This is a genomic window from Vibrio sp. V30_P3S12P165 (genome assembly GCF_009904905.1).
Classification (GTDB): Bacteria; Pseudomonadota; Gammaproteobacteria; order Enterobacterales; family Vibrionaceae; genus Vibrio; species Vibrio fujianensis.
In genome coordinates, this window is sequence record NZ_WXWH01000067.1 from 41,512 (window position 1) to 59,974 (window position 18,463).

Here is an 18,463-nt window from a genome sequence, read left to right on the forward strand (position 1 = left end):
CACTAAACTCCAAAAACAGTGATCGCTAGCGTCAAAGTAATCATACTCGCAAGCGCGATATAAACGATCGTTCGTAACGGGATGCCTTCATCAACACCAAGTCGGATTAAGACAATACGTATTAATACCGTGCTAATTATCCCAATCATGGCGCATATAAGCCAAGACGGAAAATAAGCGCCATAAAAGGGTAACAAAGGGATCACCGATATGCCCCTTATTGATGAGATAAGAGCGTTTGCGTTCCATCCCATGTTCCACCAGAGAACTGACTGAGAGGAACGACCATTGGACTTGATTGTTTGCGTAATGCTCCTAGGTCAAAAGTGACGTAATTTAAGCTTTCATATAAACGAACACTTAATCGCAGCCGTTTAAGATCAGATAACGAAGTCCAAGTCGAATATTCTGATGTGTACATACGGTGGCCAACCACTCCAGGAGCTACCTTATCTTGAAGAGCCTCGGTCATACGACTATCAATAGTGATACCTCGAGGTCGGTCGAAATTATTCATAATATGCGCCAAGGTCGTGACGGCTTCATCGGGTGTTTTCGCTTTTTCAGTAAACTGAGCATAATAAACCGCACGAACAAAGCGGCCTACCGATGTATTTGATGCTGGCAATCCTGCCGTTGCGATCCCTGAATCCGGTTGTTTAAACGTTACCCCGCCGAGTTTTATCTCTGATTGGTCGATATTACTTAAAAACGTGTAATTATTAAGATTAGTTAAGTGCCAAGTAAACTCAGGACCATTGGTCATAACACCTAAAGGATTTTCATAGATATGCTGTTTACCATTCGAAAACTCAATAACGATAGAGTGACCATTAGCATCGTGTAGAGTGTAGTGGAAAGGGGTTTTCAATAATCCCATGGGTAATAGAGCGGTGACCAATACAGGCTGTTTCTCTAACGCGGTCTTGACGTCATTCACCGTTTTAAATTGTGATAATGCCCAACTTCCTAAATCGATCGCAGATAACATTTTTTGAGTTTTGTCTGACATATCTTCTGGGCCTTCAGTACTTGCAAAAGCTAAGACACTGAAACTCAACCCTTGATCATTAATGCCCTCGACTACTTTAAGATCTTTAGTAATAGGATCTGGCATGGCAATCGATAAAAAAGCGTGTTTTGCTTCATAATTTAAAGAGGCATGCTTATCGGCATGGGAAGAAAATCTCGAGCCTTGGGGAAAGAAAGCGACCTTATAATCTAGCTGGACCGGTAATTCCATGGTCCTACCCGCATAAGGCGCACCGTTGGCATCAGTATACAAAAGTGACGTACAAGCTTGGCTAATTGCTGGAAGCATAAACGTTGCCGCAAGTACTGTTGAAATGAGTGTTCGTTTGAGTGTAGATGATGCGTGCATGACAGCTCCTTGAAATAATTCTGTACCAAGTCACATGAATCCCCATTTAATAGGAGGTGTATCGACAAAGTATTCGTAAAAAAAATATAGTTCAATCAATGGCTTTGTCAATGAATTCACCTCTCTCATTAGTTCATCTCAAAAAATAGAGTTTTTCCGCACCATCAATGTTGTAAATTCATTGCTAATCATCAGTTTTTACTGACAACTAAATAACGATAAAAAATAAATACATTTAAAAAGGAGATGGATTGTTTTAAAAATGTATTTAAAAATCGTGATCCTCGTGCTTGAAAAAAAATGCCACCCGAATTAAACGAGTAGCATTCTTATATTTACAAAGTCAGTTGGCTTTCTTTGCAACCAATATTCAGTAAATTAATCCACGGACTCGCCAAACGAGGTAATCACTTTTAAGCACTTGTCTTTACTTAAATAGCGTTGGGCACTTGTTTGTACTGACTGAATATCAGCGGCGGCAATATGATCATAAATTTGCTGCACGCGCTGATAATACTCTGGTTGAGTTCGGCCCATTGCCGTAGCCTCTAACCAAAATCCATTGCTATTACTGACATGAGCGATGGATTGTAATAAAGGCTGCTTAGCTCTCGCCAATAAATCAGCGTCTATTCGCTGCCCTGAACCCAGTTGCTCGATGAGCGTGTCAACTTTACCTTCAATAGACAATACATGCTGTCTATCAACCAGCGCAAATAAGCCGATATAACCTAACTCTGACGGTTCTTTCGCACTAGAATGGAAAGTATAAGGTGAATAACTCATCCCCGCTTGTACTCGTAGCTCTTCAGTGATCAGCAGTTGCAAAACGCGATCTAATAACAAGATTTTCGCCGCTTGCTCAACGGAGTAACTATCAAGATTAGGCCAAATCCAAGCCAGAGCTGTTGAATCAACCGCTCCTTGATGGCTCAACTGGCGGCTCGCTGGTAACTCAGGCAGGCGAGCTACGACTGGACGCTTGGTGATTGGCAACGGATGACGCTCTATCGCACCCAATGTTTCGGCTACCGCTTGAATCGCCTGAGATTCATCAATATCGCCGACAATCGTGACCTCAAGTAAGCCACGATCGACGGCCGATGCGAGCACGAGGGCGATTTCAGAAAAATCTCGCTTCAATAGCTCTTGATCGCGGCCAAGGGCGTAGTTTATGTCCTCTGGATGTAATAGCTCAGCGAATCGCTGCCAAAATAACGTTTCAGCGTTGGTATGGCGGCTAAATGCATGCTCTCGCACTTGTTGCCGAAACTGGTGTAACGCTTCAGGTCTAAACCCTGGCGCAATCAAAAAAGCGGTATGTAACCCTAGCTGCGCTCTTAATCGCTCGGTTCGCACAGAGACGGCATCATTAAACCCTTGCTCCGATAGTTTCCATCCCACAGCTAAACCTTGCCCTGCTAATATTTGTCCCAGCTCAGCATAACTATGCTCAGCTAATCCTCCAAGAACAAAGCTACGTTGAAATAACGTGGTTAGCCCTTCGCTTTTAGGCAGGGCTACATCACCAAAACCGACTTTGAGCTGCACTATCGCTTGTCCCAATTCAAATTGAGTGGGTCTCAAACTAAGTCGTACGCCATTAGCAAAAACCAGTTGGCGGATTCCTGCCTGTTCATCACGCTTATCGGCAATGAATTTTCCCGGCTTACCGAAATTTGCATAAGCAAACGGAGTCAATTTTTGCTCTTGATGAGCGCTAATCGGCTGCTGCTGGCTTTGCTGATAGACGCTCAGAAGCTGCTTTGCCACCTGTTCTTCTGGTTGAGAGTGAGTCAGATAAATCCATGGTTCCCCTTGCCAACGCTGCTTCAGGGCTTCATGCAGTGCTGATGCAGTCAAACTAGGCTTCAATCGTTGAAACAACGCCCATTCCTGCTTGGGATCTAAAAAATATAAGCCGCGAGCGTTAAAATCGACCAATTGCTCAGCTAAACCAAAGCTATTCACACTTAGTGGTTGAGCTAGATCATGCTGTATATCTTGTTCGATCAAGTCTAATGCTCGATTAACTTCTTGTTCAGTAAAACCACCCACCAAAGCTTGACGCATGGTCTGCTCTAGCAGGGTAAGGCTTTCTCGCCATTGTTGAGGTGCTGAATTGAGTGATAATTGAAAACGTAAGCCATGTTTAAACTCTTCAAATAAGGCCACATTGACTCGACGCCCCATATCCTCCTCTGGCAGATGGGCGGTTAAGCGGCGATACAACAGATGACGAATTAGCCAGTCGTTAAGCATTCTATGCCGTCTTGCGATACCATCAACAAGTACATCTTGAGGCTGTAACATACCCAAAGTCACCGTCGTCGGTAAACGTGGGTCAAAAAAGCTATCCGCTCTAAGCTCTTGCTGGACTGTCAAGGTTGGCAGTGGATCATCACTAACTAAAACCGCCTGTGGATGTGGTTGCCAGTTGGCAAAACGTTGCTGAATCTGACGCTCTGTGGCGGCAATATCAATATCACCGACAACAATTATGGTCGTGCGCTCTGGTGTATAAAAGCGCTGATAGAGATCACGTAATTGTGCTACTGTCGCTTGAATAACTACGCTTTCCAAGCCGATTGGCAGACGACTCGCCAATGGGCTGTCTGGGTACAAAAATGCTTGCTGATATTGATAATCATCTAGCTCCATCGATTGTTTTTCGCGTATTTCCGCCATTACGATCGGCTTTTCTTGTGCTAGAGCTTCGGGTGTTAAAGTCAGTTGATCACCAATCTCACGCATTAACATCAGCCCAGTTGTAAGCTTATCTTGAGTGCCTTCCGTGATATTAAATTGATACACCGTTTGATGATACTCAGTAATTGCATTGGTATCCGAACCAAAACTAAGACCAAGCTTTTCTAGCTGAGCAATCATATCCCCTTGTGGAACGGATCGAGAGCCCTTAAACGCCATATGCTCTAATAGATGCATCAATCCCTGCTGCTGTTCAGACTCCACCAGCGAGCCACCGGCAATTTGCATGCGCATGATGATGGCTTTTTCTGGGTATGGATTAACCATCAACTGATAAGTTAAGCCATTAGCTAAACGACCTTGGTGGATTCGTGGATCAGGGGTTAATTCATTGGCAACCGAGTGTAGAGACATGATGATGTAGCAAGCGCCAAAGAATGGCATTAACCGAGTAAAGAGACAAGAGACAACCTCGAATAACATCAGTAAAAAAGAATCGTTATTATTCATGTTTTATCTCGCTTTAGAATGGTTACATACAAAAGCATACAAAAACATCAAGCAACTCAACGAGTAAACCGCTGAGGTTTATTCAACAAAGTTGGCATTTTTGCTCTTAAAATCGGATAGTTTCGCCAAATATCGCTACACTTTTATCTGTTTGTGCACCAAGGTGTCATGCCGCTAGTTGATTGGAGTGATAAAATGAATAAACCGCTTTGGCTACTGCTAGGTGTAAGCCTAATCGCTTGGCCTACTTTTGCCGCCCAGTATGTATTTAAAAATGTGCAAGTATTTGATGGACGACAAGCAACACTCAGCGCAGCAAAAAATGTCTATGTGCAAGATAACCTGATCAGTAAAATCGAAGATTACCAAGCTCTTAACATCACTGACTCCAATACTATAGTGATTGATGGGCAAGGCAAAACCTTAATGCCGGGATTGATTGATGCTCATACTCATTTAATGCTCGCCGCCCTGCCTCAACAAACCTTAATGCTTGCTGATCAAGGTTTTATTAATATTGTTGCCGCTAAAACCGCTGCCGATATGCTGCAACGGGGTTATACCAGTGTGCGCGATTTGGGTGGGCCAGTATTCGGCTTAAAAATGGCGATCGATAAGCAGATCACCACCGGGCCTCGCATTTGGCCATCTGGGGCTTTTATTTCCCAAACCGGCGGACACGGTGATTTTCGACTCCCTAATGAACTGATCAGCGCAGATAGTAAAAAACACACCATCTCTGTTAGGACAGGCACTTCAGCGATTGCTGATAGTCCGGACGAAGTTCGCCAGCATGTACGAGAGCAGTTAGCCCTCGGGGCATCGCAAATTAAACTGATGGCAGGTGGTGGCGTCTCATCATTTTACGATCCACTGGATGTGACTCAATACAGTGTTGCAGAAATCCGCGCGGCAACAGAAGCGGCAGAAAATTGGGGCACCTATGTGGCAGTGCATGCTTATACCCCTCGCTCGATTAATCAAGCCATTGATGGTGGAGTTAAATCCATTGAGCATGGTCAGCTGGTGGATGAAAAAACCGTAAAACGGATGGCAAAAGAAGGCATTTGGTGGAGCTTGCAGCCATTTACCTCCGATCGAAAATCGGCATTTGCCGACGGTTCACCACAACGTATTAAGCAAAAGATGGTCGAACAGGGTACCGATCGTGCTTACCGTTTGGCGAAAAAGCATCAGGTAAATGTCGCCTGGGGAACCGACATTTTGTTCAGTGCGGAAAAACTCAAAGGGCAAACGCAACTTTTGAGTATTATGACTCGCTGGTACACCCCTGCTGAAGTACTGAAAATGGCTACCTACGACAATGCGCAGCTACTGATGCTCTCAGGAGAGCGTGCGCCTTATCAAGGTAAGTTAGGGGTTATCGAGACCGGAGCTTTGGCCGATCTGCTGATCGTCAATGGCAATCCGCTACAAGATTTAACGATTTTAGAAAACACCGAAAATCTGCAAGTCATTATGAAAAACGGGATGCTATATAAAAATACTCTCCACTAAGAGAGACTGGCTTGCAGCGCTGGACGCAGAAACCCACGATGCACTGCCAGTAACTGACTGGCCTGCTTCGCATCCAGATCGGCAAGAATCATCAAAATAGCGGTCTTGCAGTGACGCTGGCAGGCATGTAAAGCCTTGTCTGCCTCTTCCTCATTACAACCAGTTGCGGCAATGACAATCTGCGTTTGCCGCTTAATCAACTTAGCATTGGTTGCTTCTACATCGACCATTAAGTTGCCAAACACCTTACCACAACGAATCATAGCACCACTAGTTAGCATATTTAAAATCAGCTTTTGTGCCGTACCCGCTTTCATTCTCGATGAGCCAGTCACCACTTCAGGCCCCACAATGGGCGTAATCGCAATATCGGCTATCTGCTCCATCGAACTGTTAGGATTACAAGCAATGGCAACAACGCTCGCTCCGACGGTTTTGGCGTATCTCATTCCTCCAAGGACATACGGCGTCCGTCCACTGGCTGCAATCCCGACCACGACATCTGTACTGGTCAGGTTCAACGCCTGTAAATCAGTTTGCCCTAACGAAGCATTATCTTCCGCATTTTCGACTGCTTTTAAAATTGCGGGATGCCCGCCCGCGATTAGCCCAACAACTAAATCCGGTGACGAGCCATAAGTAGGGGGACATTCGCTAGCATCTAAAATGCCCAGTCGTCCTGAGGTGCCAGCTCCGATATAAATGAGCCTTCCTCCCGACTGAAAAGCAGTACTAATCGCATCAACCGCGAGCGCTACTTCAGGTAAGGTTTTTTCTACGGCAAGTGCTACTTTTTGATCTTCTTGGTTAATAATGCGTAACATATCCAAAGTAGATAAGGTATCAATTGTCGCGCTAGCAGGATTACGACTTTCGGTAATCCATTGGGTTAAATTCATCTTCATTAAAGACTCACCACTAAAATAGAATCGACGCTCTATGAGGCACTGACCGTTAAATACCCCGCGCAAATAACTGAGCGAGAAAGATTAATTCCTCTTCACTCTCTTGGGCTGATAGTGCCTCAATCCAAATACTGCCGCTGTAATGCTCGGCCCGCAACAATAACGGACAACCCTCGAAATCAATCAACCAGCTATGCAGATCGGCATCCAGCTGTTTTTCGATCACCGTGGCTGAAAGTAACCGAACTAGACGCTCAGCCAACTCAGGAAACGTATCAATATCCCAAGTTGGAGTACGTAAAATAATGCAGCCTTGTCCGGCTAAATACTCACCTAAGACAAATTCAGCCATATCCGGTTAAATGCTCCTGAATAACATCCAAAAACGGATCTGCGTATTTCTCTAATTTTCGCTGCCCCACACCGCTCACCGCCAGCATTTCGCCATAGGAGGTGGGTAAGATGTCTGCCATATCAATCAAGGTCGCATCGCTAAAGACAACATAAGGAGGCAAGCCTTCTTCATCGGCCAGCGATTTACGTAACTTACGCAATTTCGCAAACAATTTTTTGTCGTAGTTCTTGCTCGATAATTTATCGGCTTTTACCGTCCGAGCCGCCGTATCTAAACGAGGTACCGCCAGCTCTATCGCTTTATCACCACGTAAGATAGGACGTGCTTCTTCCGTGAGTTGTAAGGTCGAGTTACGGGTAATGTTTTGATGCAGTAGCCCTTTATGAATCAGTTGACGAAAGATACTCACCCAGTAATCATGGCTATGATCGCGACCCAAGCCATAGGTGGAGAGCTTGTCATGACCGTTTTCGCGAATACGGATATTTTGCATCCCACGCAGCACTTCAACCACATAACCAATCCCAAAACTTTGATTAACCCGATAAACACAAGAGAGCGCTTTGCGCGCTTGTTCGGTTGCATCAAAATGCTTAGGTGGGTCAAGACAAATATCACAATTACCACACGGCTTATCACGGTATTCGCCAAAATAGTTGAGCAGCACTTGGCGACGACACGTTTGCGCCTCGGCAAAATGGCTCATGGCGGTCAGTTTATGGCTTTCGACTTGTTTTTGCGGCCCCTCTTCTTTTTCATCCAGCATGCGTCGTAACCAAACGATATCAGCAGGATCGTAGAGCATCATGGCTTCAGCAGGCAAGCCATCACGACCCGCTCGACCAGTTTCCTGATAGTAAGATTCAATATTGCGCGGAATATCAAAGTGCACCACAAAACGAACGTTGGGCTTGTTTATACCCATCCCAAAGGCAACAGTTGCAACGACGATCTGAATATCATCACGTTGGAATGCTTCTTGAACATAGGCGCGCTCATCGGCATCCATTCCAGCATGATAACTGGCGGCGCGAATTCGGTTATTGCACAACTTCTCTGTTAACATTTCCACTTTTTTTCGGCTGCCACAGTAAATAATTCCGCATAACCCTTTTTGGGTTTCTAAATAGCGAATCACCTGCGACACCGGCTTATGTTTTTCAACCAATGAATAACGGATATTCGGGCGATCAAAACTGCCTAGATAAATATGTGGCTGATTAAGCTGCAGTCGGTGCAGGATATCACCACGTGTCGCATCATCTGCAGTGGCCGTCAAAGCCATAAACGGAATATGAGGGAACTGCTGTTTAAGCTGACCTAATGCGGCGTATTCTGGCCGGAAATCGTGCCCCCATTGTGAGATACAATGAGCTTCGTCCACGGCAATCATCGCGATCGGCAAGTGATTTAATCGTTCAATAAAGTCGGAGGTGAGAACCCGTTCCGGTGACACATACAACAGTTTAATGTGCCCCGCATGCATACGTTGATAAATACTTTGTAGCGCTTCTCGGCTCTGGGTTGAATTGACACATTCAGCCGCTACCCCGTTTGCTTTCAGTTGGTCAACCTGATCTTTCATCAGCGAAATCAGCGGAGAAATCACCACCGTAACGCCGTCGCGGATCAGGGCTGGAATTTGATAACAGAGCGATTTGCCACCACCCGTTGGCATGATCACTAAACTATCTTGCCCTGCCATTGCCGCCTCAATCACCTCTTGCTGACCCACCCGAAAGCTTGGGTAGCCGAAGACCTCTCGTAACACATCCTGCGGGTTAGAGGCGAAAGCGGATTGTTCAGCGAGTAAAGTGGCGGTCATGCTTGCTCTTTTTAATGAGTGGGAAGACTGATAGTTCAGCATCAGAATAGATCTGCCATTGTAGTGCCCTTTGGCGGTGAATAAAACCGCAAAATGTTCGAGGAATCTGATTTACACGCTATACTGGCGACCTATTCGCAATATTCATGGTTGCGTACTCAGCGAGATGTAAAGCATGACACAAGAACAACAAAAAGAAGCCAAGAAAGGCATTTTATTCGCACTCAGTGCCTATACCATATGGGGTATTGCCCCGATTTATTTCAAACAGCTTAATCAAGTATCACCACTTGAAATCCTTAGCCACCGTATCATCTGGTCCTTCTTTTTATTGGCGGCATTGTTACATTTTAGTCGCCAATGGAAAGCCGTAGTCGATGTTTTCCAGTCAAAAAATAAGCTGTTCTATTTGCTATTGACCTCACTGCTGATAGGGGGAAACTGGTTAATTTTTATCTGGGCGATTAACTCTAACCATATGCTGGACGCCAGTTTAGGGTATTACATTAATCCACTTTTAAACGTTTTTCTCGGGATGCTGTTTCTAGGGGAGCGGCTACGCAAACTGCAATGGTTTGCCGTGTTGTTAGCCGCGATTGGCGTCGGTATTCAATTAATCTTATTTGGCTCTATTCCTCTGGTAGCGTTAGCGCTTGCGGTAACGTTTGGTCTTTATGGCTTACTACGCAAAAAAGTGGCCGTGGGGGCGCAAAGCGGTTTATTTATTGAAACCTTAGTCCTGCTGCCTATCGCCACTTTATATCTATTTTTTTTGGCAGACTCGCCCACCAGTTCACTGACCGAGAATAATTGGCATTTAAATCTATTACTCGTCAGTGCGGGGCTCATAACGACCCTTCCTTTACTCTGCTTTACCAGTGCTGCCACTCGGCTGAAACTCTCCACACTCGGTTTTTTCCAATACATTGGACCCAGTTTTATGTTTTTATTAGCCGTAATGGTGTATGGCGAAGCCTTTTCGAGTGATAAAGCAGTAACCTTTTTATTTATTTGGGGGGCATTGCTGGTGTTTACCTTTGATGCTGCCGTCTATAACCGCAGACGCCATTAGATGATCATTTTTTATCAGACTTAACTATGAACGAAATCAGCCTACTCTTTACGCTTGCTAGCGTCCATTTCATCGCCTTAATGAGCCCTGGGCCGGATGTGGCATTAGTGATCCAAAACGCAACACGGTACGGACGCAAAACTGGTCTATTTATCGCACTTGGACTGTCATGTGGTATTTTTCTTCATTCACTCCTGAGCTTGACAGGCGTCAGTTACTTAGTTCATCAGCACCCCGTTTTGTTTGCGATTTTACAGCTTGCAGGAGGGTGTTATTTACTTTATCTCGGCTTTCATGCCTTACGATATACCTTACAACATGGGCAAGCTACAACCGAACAAGCCCATCCCGCTTTATTGCTGAGTAACAAACGTCAGGCATTTTCTCGTGGGTTGATTACCAATATTTTAAACCCCAAGGCCCTGATTTTTTTTATTAGCTTAATGTCGACCTTAGTACCCGCCGACATGTCCCTGCAAGGCAAGAGCTTAGCGCTGGTCATTCTATGGGGACTCTCATTGCTGTGGTTTGCCTCACTCGCTTGGATGCTTTCCACCGAAAGGTTGCAACGTCGATTACAACAAACGAGCCGTTATATCGATGCGCTCTGTGGCGTTATTTTTAGCATCATTGGCTTGATTATTCTGTACCAAGCACTCGTTAGCGTAACCGCATAGCATTTAAGACTAAAAAATGATCTTGTATCAGCAGTAAATCACCTTGGTTCGCTGTAAGAGATCTCGCACAAACAGGTAAGTAAATCACGCTTTCCATACTGATAAAAACCGAAAGAAAAAACATAACATGTTGATTTAAAATAACATAAAAGTAAAAGATACCGCAGATAGATAAACATATCCTTTTTCAGCTCTTGTATGGTTCAAACAAATACGCGATATTGGATGTGTCGGAAGGATGCTGACAGGGAAAAGGAATCACTAAGGATAGTACTCTTCAGGATGAAGGATCGGTTGTTGAGGACAAACAATCGGCAAGGAAAGCGAAAGGACATTGAACGGACTCAATCGTTACTAGGACGGTAACGACAATGGAATGGCAATGGACACCTCAGGATGAGGCATGGACGAAACATCAGGATGATGTCAAGGACACTGCTCAAGGAACAAGTAATGTGCGCTGACAGGATGGTTAGCAGATCAGGATGATCGAGGACACCGCTAGGAAGGCGATGAACGGATTACGCTGAAGGAATAGCACACTATCAAGGAATCGATGCAGGGAGCACTTATTTAGTAGCTGGATTGCTGCGAGTAAGACCATAACCCCGCAGGGCTTTGCCCGCGGGGTTTTCTTTTATTCGTTATCCCACGTTTCTGTCGGTTATCAACCTTTTACTCTCAAGCTAAAACTTGATCGTTCAGCATCAGCGATACCCAGGAACCTCACCGCACTATTGCTGAAAGCGACTACACTTTTTCTAATTTGGCATAAGCGGTCACTAACCACTTGATCCCTTCGCCATTAAATGCGACTTGAACTCGGCTTTGTGGGCCGCTGCCTTCGAAGTTGATAATGGTACCGTCACCAAATTTGGGATGCCGGACTCGTGCGCCAAGGCTAAACCCGGTTTCGTTAAAATTGTCTTTTACTGCGGTAGCACTAAAGCGTCCACTGCTTGCCGGACGACTCACCTGCGCTTTCATTCGCACTTCATCCAAACATTGCTCAGGCAATTCTCGGATAAAGCGCGACGGTTTATGGTATTTATCTTGGCCGTATAAACGGCGAATTTCCGCATAGGTAATGTAGAGCTTTTGCATTGCACGGGTCATGCCTACGTAGCACAATCGGCGCTCTTCTTCTAAACGCCCCGCTTCTTCAACCGACATCTGGTTCGGGAACATGCCCTCTTCAACCCCCACCATAAAGACCAGTGGGAATTCTAACCCTTTCGCACTGTGCAAGGTCATCAGTTGCACCGCATCATCAAACTCATCCGCTTGCCCTTCCCCAGCCTCTAATGCTGCATGAGTTAAGAAAGCGGTAAGTAGGCTCATCTCTTCCGCTTCTTCCGGTTTTTCAAACTGACGGGTGGCGGTGACGAGCTCTTCTAAGTTTTCAATTCTGGCTTTGGATTTTTCACCTTTTTCTTGCTCATACATGGCATACAAACCGGAGGTTTTGATCACATGATCGGTTTGCACATGGAGCGGCATTTCTGCACTGTCATCTTCTAGTGCATTAATCAGCTCAACAAAGCGGCCCAAAGCTCCCGCAGCCCGCCCCGTCAGTACTTGCTCATTGAGTAGAGCAAGCGAGGCTTCCCATAAGGTGCAGCCCCGATCCCGCGCAGCAAAGCGCACCGTTTCTAAGGTTTTATCACCTAAACCACGGGTGGGGGTATTGATCACTCGCTCAAAGGCCGAATCATCATTTCGGTTGGCCATTAAGCGTAAATAACTGAGAGCATCTTTGATCTCTTGCCGTTCGAAGAAGCGCATTCCACCATAAATACGATAAGGTAATCCTGCTTGCAGCAACGCTTCTTCCAACACCCGTGATTGGGCGTTATTGCGGTAAAGCATTGCACAGTCATTCAATGCCCCGCCTTTATCCTGCCACTCTTTAATTTTACTCACCACAAACCGCGCTTCATCCAAGTCGTTATACGCGGAGTAGACAGAAATCGGTTCACCTTCACTGCCATCGGTCCATAACTCTTTGCCCATACGTTCGGTGTTATTGGCGATTAATGCGTTGGACGCTTGCAAAATGGTTTTGGTGGAGCGGTAATTTTGCTCAAGGCGAATGGTATTCACACTCGGAAATTCCAGCGTGAATTTTTCGATATTCTCAATTTTTGCTCCACGCCAACCATAAATGGATTGATCATCATCTCCAACGATCATGACGTGGCAATCCGGGCCCGCCATCATTCGTAGCCATGCATACTGAATGTTGTTGGTGTCTTGAAACTCATCGACCAGTATATGCTTAAAACGCGCTTGGTAATGCTCGCGAATATGCTGTTTATCACGCAGCAGTTCATGCGCTCTGAGTAATATTTCCGCAAAATCAATCAACCCCGCCCGATCACACGCATCTTGGTAGGCGGTATAGAGCTGTAAATAGGTTTGGGTAACGGGATCTCGATAAGCATCAATATGGCGAGGGCGCAGCCCTTCATCTTTTTTACCGTTAATCCACCAGCACACTTGCTTGGCAGGCCACTGCTTTTCATCCAGATTTTGCGCTTTAATCAAGCGGCGCAACAAACGCTGTTGATCTTCTGAATCGAGGATTTGAAAATCTTCCGGTAGCTTAGCATCCAGGTAATGAGCGCGGAGAATACGGTGACAAATGCCATGAAAGGTGCCCGTCCACATGCCCGACGCACTGCCCATCATCAGCGCTTCGATGCGCCCGCGCATTTCTGCCGCCGCTTTATTGGTAAAGGTCACCGACATAATCGAAAAGGGAGAGGCACGCTCCACCGAGATTAACCAAGCGATACGATGCACCAGTACCCGAGTTTTACCACTCCCCGCCCCCGCGAGAATAAGCAGATTTTCAAGTGGCGCGGCAACCGCTTCACGCTGTTTATCATTGAGACCGTCGAGTAAAAGAGAAGGATCCATCATGGCTAGGCTACTGGTTATTTATACATATTTTGCACGATTATACTCTTAAACGAAGGGATAACCAAATGACAAGAAAGGGGAGCGCTATGGCTCCCCTTGTAAGGTTTTTCCGCGTGAATTATGCGACAATTCCGGCGTGACGCAACATGGCATCAATTTGTGGTTCACGGCCACGGAAGCGTTTAAACAGTTCCATCGGCTCCTCACTGCCACCCATCTCTAGGATGTGATTTAAAAAGCTCTGCCCGGTTTCCGCATTAAAAATACCCTCTTCTTCAAAACGAGAGAAAGCATCCGCCGATAACACTTCTGCCCATAAATAGCTATAATATCCTGCGCTATAACCACCGGCAAAAATATGGCTAAAGCTGTGGGAGAATCGGTTCCACTCTAGGCTCGGCAATACGGAAACTTTCTTTTTCACTTCCGCTAATGTTTCCAGCACTTTCGGGCCGATTTCAGGATCATACGTGGTATGCAGGGTGAAATCGAACAAGCCGAATTCTAACTGACGCAAAATAAACATCGCAGATTGGAAGTTTTTCGCGGCTAACATTTTATCCAGCATCGCTTTAGGTAACGGCTCTCCGGTTTGGTAATGGCCCGAGATAAAGGCTAGCGCCTCTTCTTCCCAACACCAATTTTCTAGAAACTGGCTAGGCAGCTCGACGGCATCCCACGGTACACCATTAATGCCTGACACCGCGCCCACATCGACTTGCGTTAACATATGGTGAATACCATGTCCAAATTCGTGGAATAGTGTCACCACTTCATCATGGGTAAACAGGGCCGGTTTATCCCCGACTGGCCGGTTAAAGTTACAGGTGAGATAAGCCACCGGTGTTTGCAGTTCACCACTGAGGGTGATACGACGGCCACGACAATCATCCATCCATGCGCCGCCACGTTTATGCTCACGAGCGTATAAGTCGAGATAAAAACTGCCCCGCAAGCGATCTTGACCATCAAAAATATCAAAAAAGCGCACCGATGGATGCCAAGTATCCACCCCTTCACGCTCTTGCACACGCATACCAAATACGCGCTGCAACACTTCAAATAGGCCGCTGACCACTTTAGCTTCTGGGAAATAAGGGCGCAGCTCTTCATCAGAAATATCAAATAGATGCTGTTTTTGTTTCTCGCTGTAATAAGCAATGTCCCACAGCTCAAGCTCAGTTACGCCATACTCTTGCTCAGCAAACTGACGCAGTTCTTCCACTTCGCGCTCTCCTTGCGGCTTAGCTTTGCTCGCTAAGTCATTGAGAAAACTGAGGACTTGATCCGGCGTTTCTGCCATTTTGGTGGCCAGAGATTTTTCGCTGTAAGTGCTAAAGCCAAGCATTTTTGCAATTTCATAACGCAGCTTGAGCTTCTCAGCGATGATTTCACTGTTGTCCCATTTCCCTGCGTTCGGGCCGCGGTCAGAAGCACGAGTCACATACGCTTGATACAACTCTTTGCGTAATGCTTGGTTATCACAATACGTCATGACCGGGAGATAAGATGGCATATCCAAAGTTAACAGATATCCCTCAAGCCCTTTGGCCTCTGCCGCCGCTTGCGCCGCCGCTAATGCCGATTCAGGCATACCGGCCAACAGCTCAGCATCAGTAATATGTTTCGTCCAGCCCATGGTCGCATCCAACACATTATTGGAAAACTTGGAACTAAGTTCCGACATTCGCTTGCTAATTTCACCATAACGTTTTTGCTCGGCAGCAGGCAGACCAATACCGGATAACTCAAAATCACGCAGTCCATCGGTAATGGTTTTTTGTTGCGCTCGGCTCAACTGGCTGAACTCAGGGCTGGCTTTAATCGCTTTATAAGCGTCGAATAGGCCTTTGTGTTGCCCAACCCATGTGCCATATTCTGACAGCAGTGGTAGACAACTTTCATACGCGTCGCGCAATTCGTCACTATTTAGCACCGAATTCATGTGGCTAATCGGCGACCAAAGACGACTTAAACGATCATCCACTTCTTCAATCGGAGCGATCACACTCTCCCAAGTGGGTTGACGATTATCTTGCAACACCTGTTCGATTTGAGTGCGGCAATCTTCAATCGCTTTCTCAACCGCTGGCTTTACATGCTCGGGCTTAATGGCAGAAAACGGGGGTAAATCCGTAAAGGTGAGAAGTGGATTAGACATAAAACATTCCTTTTGAGTGACTAAGGTCTGTTGACCCTAGATATTTTGCAGCGATGAAATAGTAAATATAGGTAGGTTCAGCAAATTTCAATAGTGGCGTATAATCAGTCAACATTTTTGATTCACAACCGACGCTCAATTTGAGTGTTTTGAGGGTTTATTTTGCTAAGTTATCGTCACAGCTTTCATGCTGGCAACCATGCCGATGTATTAAAACATATTGTGCAAAGCCTTATCCTCAATGCCTTGCAGCAAAAAGACAAGCCTTTTGTCTACCATGATACCCACTCTGGAGTTGGCCGTTATGACCTAACCCACGAATGGTCAGAAAAAACCGGTGAATATAAACAAGGCATTGCGCGCATTTGGCAACAAAATGTAACGCCTTATGCCATTGAAAGTTACTTGGACGCCATCAGAGCGCTTAATAATGGCGATACACTACGCTATTACCCAGGTTCACCGCGTGTGGCACGTGCTCACTTGCGCCCACAAGACCGCATGGTATTGACGGAACTACACCCAAGTGACTATCCATTGCTTGAACAAGAGTTTCAGCGTGATCGCCAAGTTTCTATTTATAAAGAAGATGGTTTCGCCCGCTTAAAAGCCAGTTTACCCCCTAAAGAACGCCGCGGTTTAGTGCTGATCGATCCCCCATATGAACTGGCTAAAGAGTATCGTGATGTGGTGCGAGCCATCGCGCAAAGCCATAAACGTTGGTCAACGGGTATTTATGCGATTTGGTATCCGGTGGTTAATCGTTGTGATATTGATGACATATTAGAGGGCTTAGCCAACCTTGGTATTCGTAAGATTTTGCAAATTGAACTGGGTGTCGCTCCAGATAACAATGAACGTGGTATGACCGCTTCCGGAATGATAGTAATTAACCCGCCATGGAAATTGGAAAGTGAAATGCAAGAAATACTACCGTTTCTAAAACAGGCCATCGCACCGGTAACGGGACATTTTAAAGTGGAGTGGGTTGTTCCAGAATAAACTGACCCAATCTATTCAAGTAGCACTCAAAAAGAATAATGGAGAAAGTAATGACCACACATTTTGATTATATCTGTATTGGTGGCGGTAGTGGCGGTATCGCTTCGGCGAACCGCGCGGCCATGTATGGCGCTAAAGTCGCATTGATTGAAGCTAAAGATCTCGGCGGCACTTGTGTTAACGTCGGTTGTGTACCGAAAAAAGTGATGTGGCATGGCGCTCAAATTGCCGAAGCACTCCATCTTTACGCCAAAGATTACGGCTTTGATGTGAACGTAAAAGGCTTAGACTGGTCGACACTGATCAAAAACCGTCAAGCGTACATTGGCCGTATTCATCAATCCTATGACCGCGTATTAGGTAACAACAAAATAAACGTGATTCGTGGTTTTGCTCGTTTCGTTGATGAAAAAACCGTTGAAGTGAATGGCAAACAGTACACGGCCGATCATATTTTAATCGCTGTGGGTGGTCGCCCGAGCATTCCAACCATTCCCGGTGCCGAATACGGTATCGACTCAAACGGTTTCTTTGAATTAACCGAGCAACCTAAGCGTGTGGCCGTCGTCGGTGCTGGCTATATTGCGGTCGAGATCGCTGGCGTTCTACATGCGTTGGGAACCGAAACCCACCTTTTTGTACGAAAAGAGTCCCCGCTGCGCAGCTTTGACCCGATGTTGATCGACACCTTAACCGAAGTGATGAAAAACGAAGGCCCAACCCTGCATACGCATTCCATACCGAAAGAAGTGGTCAAAGAAGCCGATGGTAGCCTTACGCTGCACTTAGAAAATGGCGATAGCCAAAATGTCGATACCCTGATTTGGGCGATTGGTCGCCACCCCGCAACCGATCAAATTAACCTAGCCGCAACCGGTGTTGAAACCACAGAACAAGGTTATATCAAGGTCGATCAATACCAAAACACTAATGTGCCAGGCATTTACTGCGTGGGCGATATTATGCAAGGCGGTATAGAACTCACCCCCGTGGCGGTCAAAGCGGGACGCCAACTCTCTGAACGCCTATTTAACAACAAGCCCGAAGCGAAAATGGATTACGATTTAGTCCCGACAGTGGTGTTTAGCCACCCGCCGATTGGCACCATCGGCTTAAGTGAACCCGATGCCATGGCTAAATATGGCGAAGAACAGGTCAAAGTGTATACCTCTAGCTTTACGGCCATGTACACCGCCGTCACGTCACATCGCCAGCCTTGTAAAATGAAACTGGTGTGCGCAGGCCCAGAAGAAACCGTGGTAGGCTTACACGGCATTGGTTATACCGTCGACGAAATGATCCAAGGGTTTGCCGTGGCCATAAAAATGGGCGCAACCAAAGCTGATTTCGATTCTGTTGTCGCCATTCATCCAACCGGCAGTGAGGAATTTGTGACTATGCGAGGGTAATCAATAACTTATCC

General features: G+C 46.0%; 13 protein-coding genes. 5 read left to right on the top strand and 8 right to left on the bottom strand.

The features are described 5' to 3' along the window. Positions 1–2: 2 nt before the first annotated feature. The 3 genes from CAG57_RS16305 to CAG57_RS13095 form a co-directional block, all read right to left on the bottom strand. Positions 3–254 carry a YtcA family lipoprotein gene (locus tag CAG57_RS16305; protein WP_161428446.1) on the bottom strand — a complete coding sequence of 84 codons (252 nt, stop codon included), beginning with the start codon at positions 252–254 and terminating at the stop codon, positions 3–5. After that, the gene (locus CAG57_RS13090; protein ID WP_202597946.1) at positions 218–1,381 is read right to left on the bottom strand and encodes a linear amide C-N hydrolase; all 1,164 of its coding nucleotides are present in this window, start codon (positions 1,379–1,381) and stop codon (positions 218–220) included. The genes CAG57_RS16305 and CAG57_RS13090 overlap by 37 nt, the downstream gene beginning before the upstream one ends. A gap of 378 nt (positions 1,382–1,759) precedes the next feature. Beyond that, entirely contained in the window at positions 1,760–4,600 is a 2,841-nt protein-coding gene (locus CAG57_RS13095; RefSeq protein ID WP_161428447.1) for a M16 family metallopeptidase, read from the bottom strand. A 195-nt stretch (positions 4,601–4,795) separates the two neighbouring features. On the opposite strand from CAG57_RS13095, the gene CAG57_RS13100 reads away from it, so the two are divergent. Beyond that, complete coding sequence (locus CAG57_RS13100; RefSeq protein WP_161428448.1) at positions 4,796–6,118, top strand: metal-dependent hydrolase family protein; 1,323 nt, start codon at positions 4,796–4,798, stop codon at positions 6,116–6,118. On the opposite strand, the gene murQ is transcribed toward CAG57_RS13100, so the two are convergent. Genes murQ through recQ form a run of 3 tightly spaced genes read right to left on the bottom strand, consistent with a single transcriptional unit; the run spans position 6,115 to position 9,203 of the window. After that, positions 6,115–7,023: an N-acetylmuramic acid 6-phosphate etherase gene (murQ, locus tag CAG57_RS13105; protein ID WP_161428449.1), complete on the bottom strand. Its 909-nt coding sequence runs from the start codon at positions 7,021–7,023 to the stop codon at positions 6,115–6,117. The genes CAG57_RS13100 and murQ overlap by 4 nt on opposite strands. Positions 7,024–7,072: 49 nt before the next feature. Further along, entirely contained in the window at positions 7,073–7,375 is a 303-nt protein-coding gene (locus CAG57_RS13110; RefSeq protein ID WP_161428450.1) for a DUF3630 family protein, read from the bottom strand. Beyond that, complete coding sequence (gene recQ / locus CAG57_RS13115; RefSeq protein WP_161428451.1) at positions 7,368–9,203, bottom strand: ATP-dependent DNA helicase RecQ; 1,836 nt, start codon at positions 9,201–9,203, stop codon at positions 7,368–7,370. Before recQ ends, CAG57_RS13110 begins: the two co-directional genes overlap by 8 nt. A gap of 175 nt (positions 9,204–9,378) precedes the next feature. Between recQ and rarD the strand changes: the two genes are divergently transcribed. Next, positions 9,379–10,275, top strand: a complete 897-nt coding sequence (rarD, locus tag CAG57_RS13120) for an EamA family transporter RarD (protein ID WP_161428452.1) — start codon at positions 9,379–9,381, stop codon at positions 10,273–10,275. A gap of 26 nt (positions 10,276–10,301) precedes the next feature. Beyond that, complete coding sequence (locus tag CAG57_RS13125) at positions 10,302–10,952, top strand: LysE family translocator (protein WP_161428453.1); 651 nt, start codon at positions 10,302–10,304, stop codon at positions 10,950–10,952. 750 nt (positions 10,953–11,702) lie between these two features. On the opposite strand, the gene uvrD is transcribed toward CAG57_RS13125, so the two are convergent. Both uvrD and prlC read right to left on the bottom strand, forming a co-directional pair. Then, a complete protein-coding gene (gene uvrD / locus CAG57_RS13130) occupies positions 11,703–13,877 on the bottom strand; it encodes a DNA helicase II (protein ID WP_161428454.1) in 2,175 nt (724 codons plus the stop codon). Between the two features lie 118 nt (positions 13,878–13,995). Continuing rightward, positions 13,996–16,038: an oligopeptidase A gene (gene prlC, locus CAG57_RS13135; RefSeq protein WP_161428455.1), complete on the bottom strand. Its 2,043-nt coding sequence runs from the start codon at positions 16,036–16,038 to the stop codon at positions 13,996–13,998. Between the two features lie 162 nt (positions 16,039–16,200). Between prlC and CAG57_RS13140 the strand changes: the two genes are divergently transcribed. Next, positions 16,201–17,040, top strand: a complete 840-nt coding sequence (locus CAG57_RS13140) for a 23S rRNA (adenine(2030)-N(6))-methyltransferase RlmJ (RefSeq protein ID WP_161428456.1) — start codon at positions 16,201–16,203, stop codon at positions 17,038–17,040. A gap of 50 nt (positions 17,041–17,090) precedes the next feature. Next, a complete protein-coding gene (gene gorA, locus CAG57_RS13145) occupies positions 17,091–18,449 on the top strand; it encodes a glutathione-disulfide reductase (RefSeq protein ID WP_161428457.1) in 1,359 nt (452 codons plus the stop codon). The last annotated feature ends 14 nt before the right edge of the window (positions 18,450–18,463 follow it).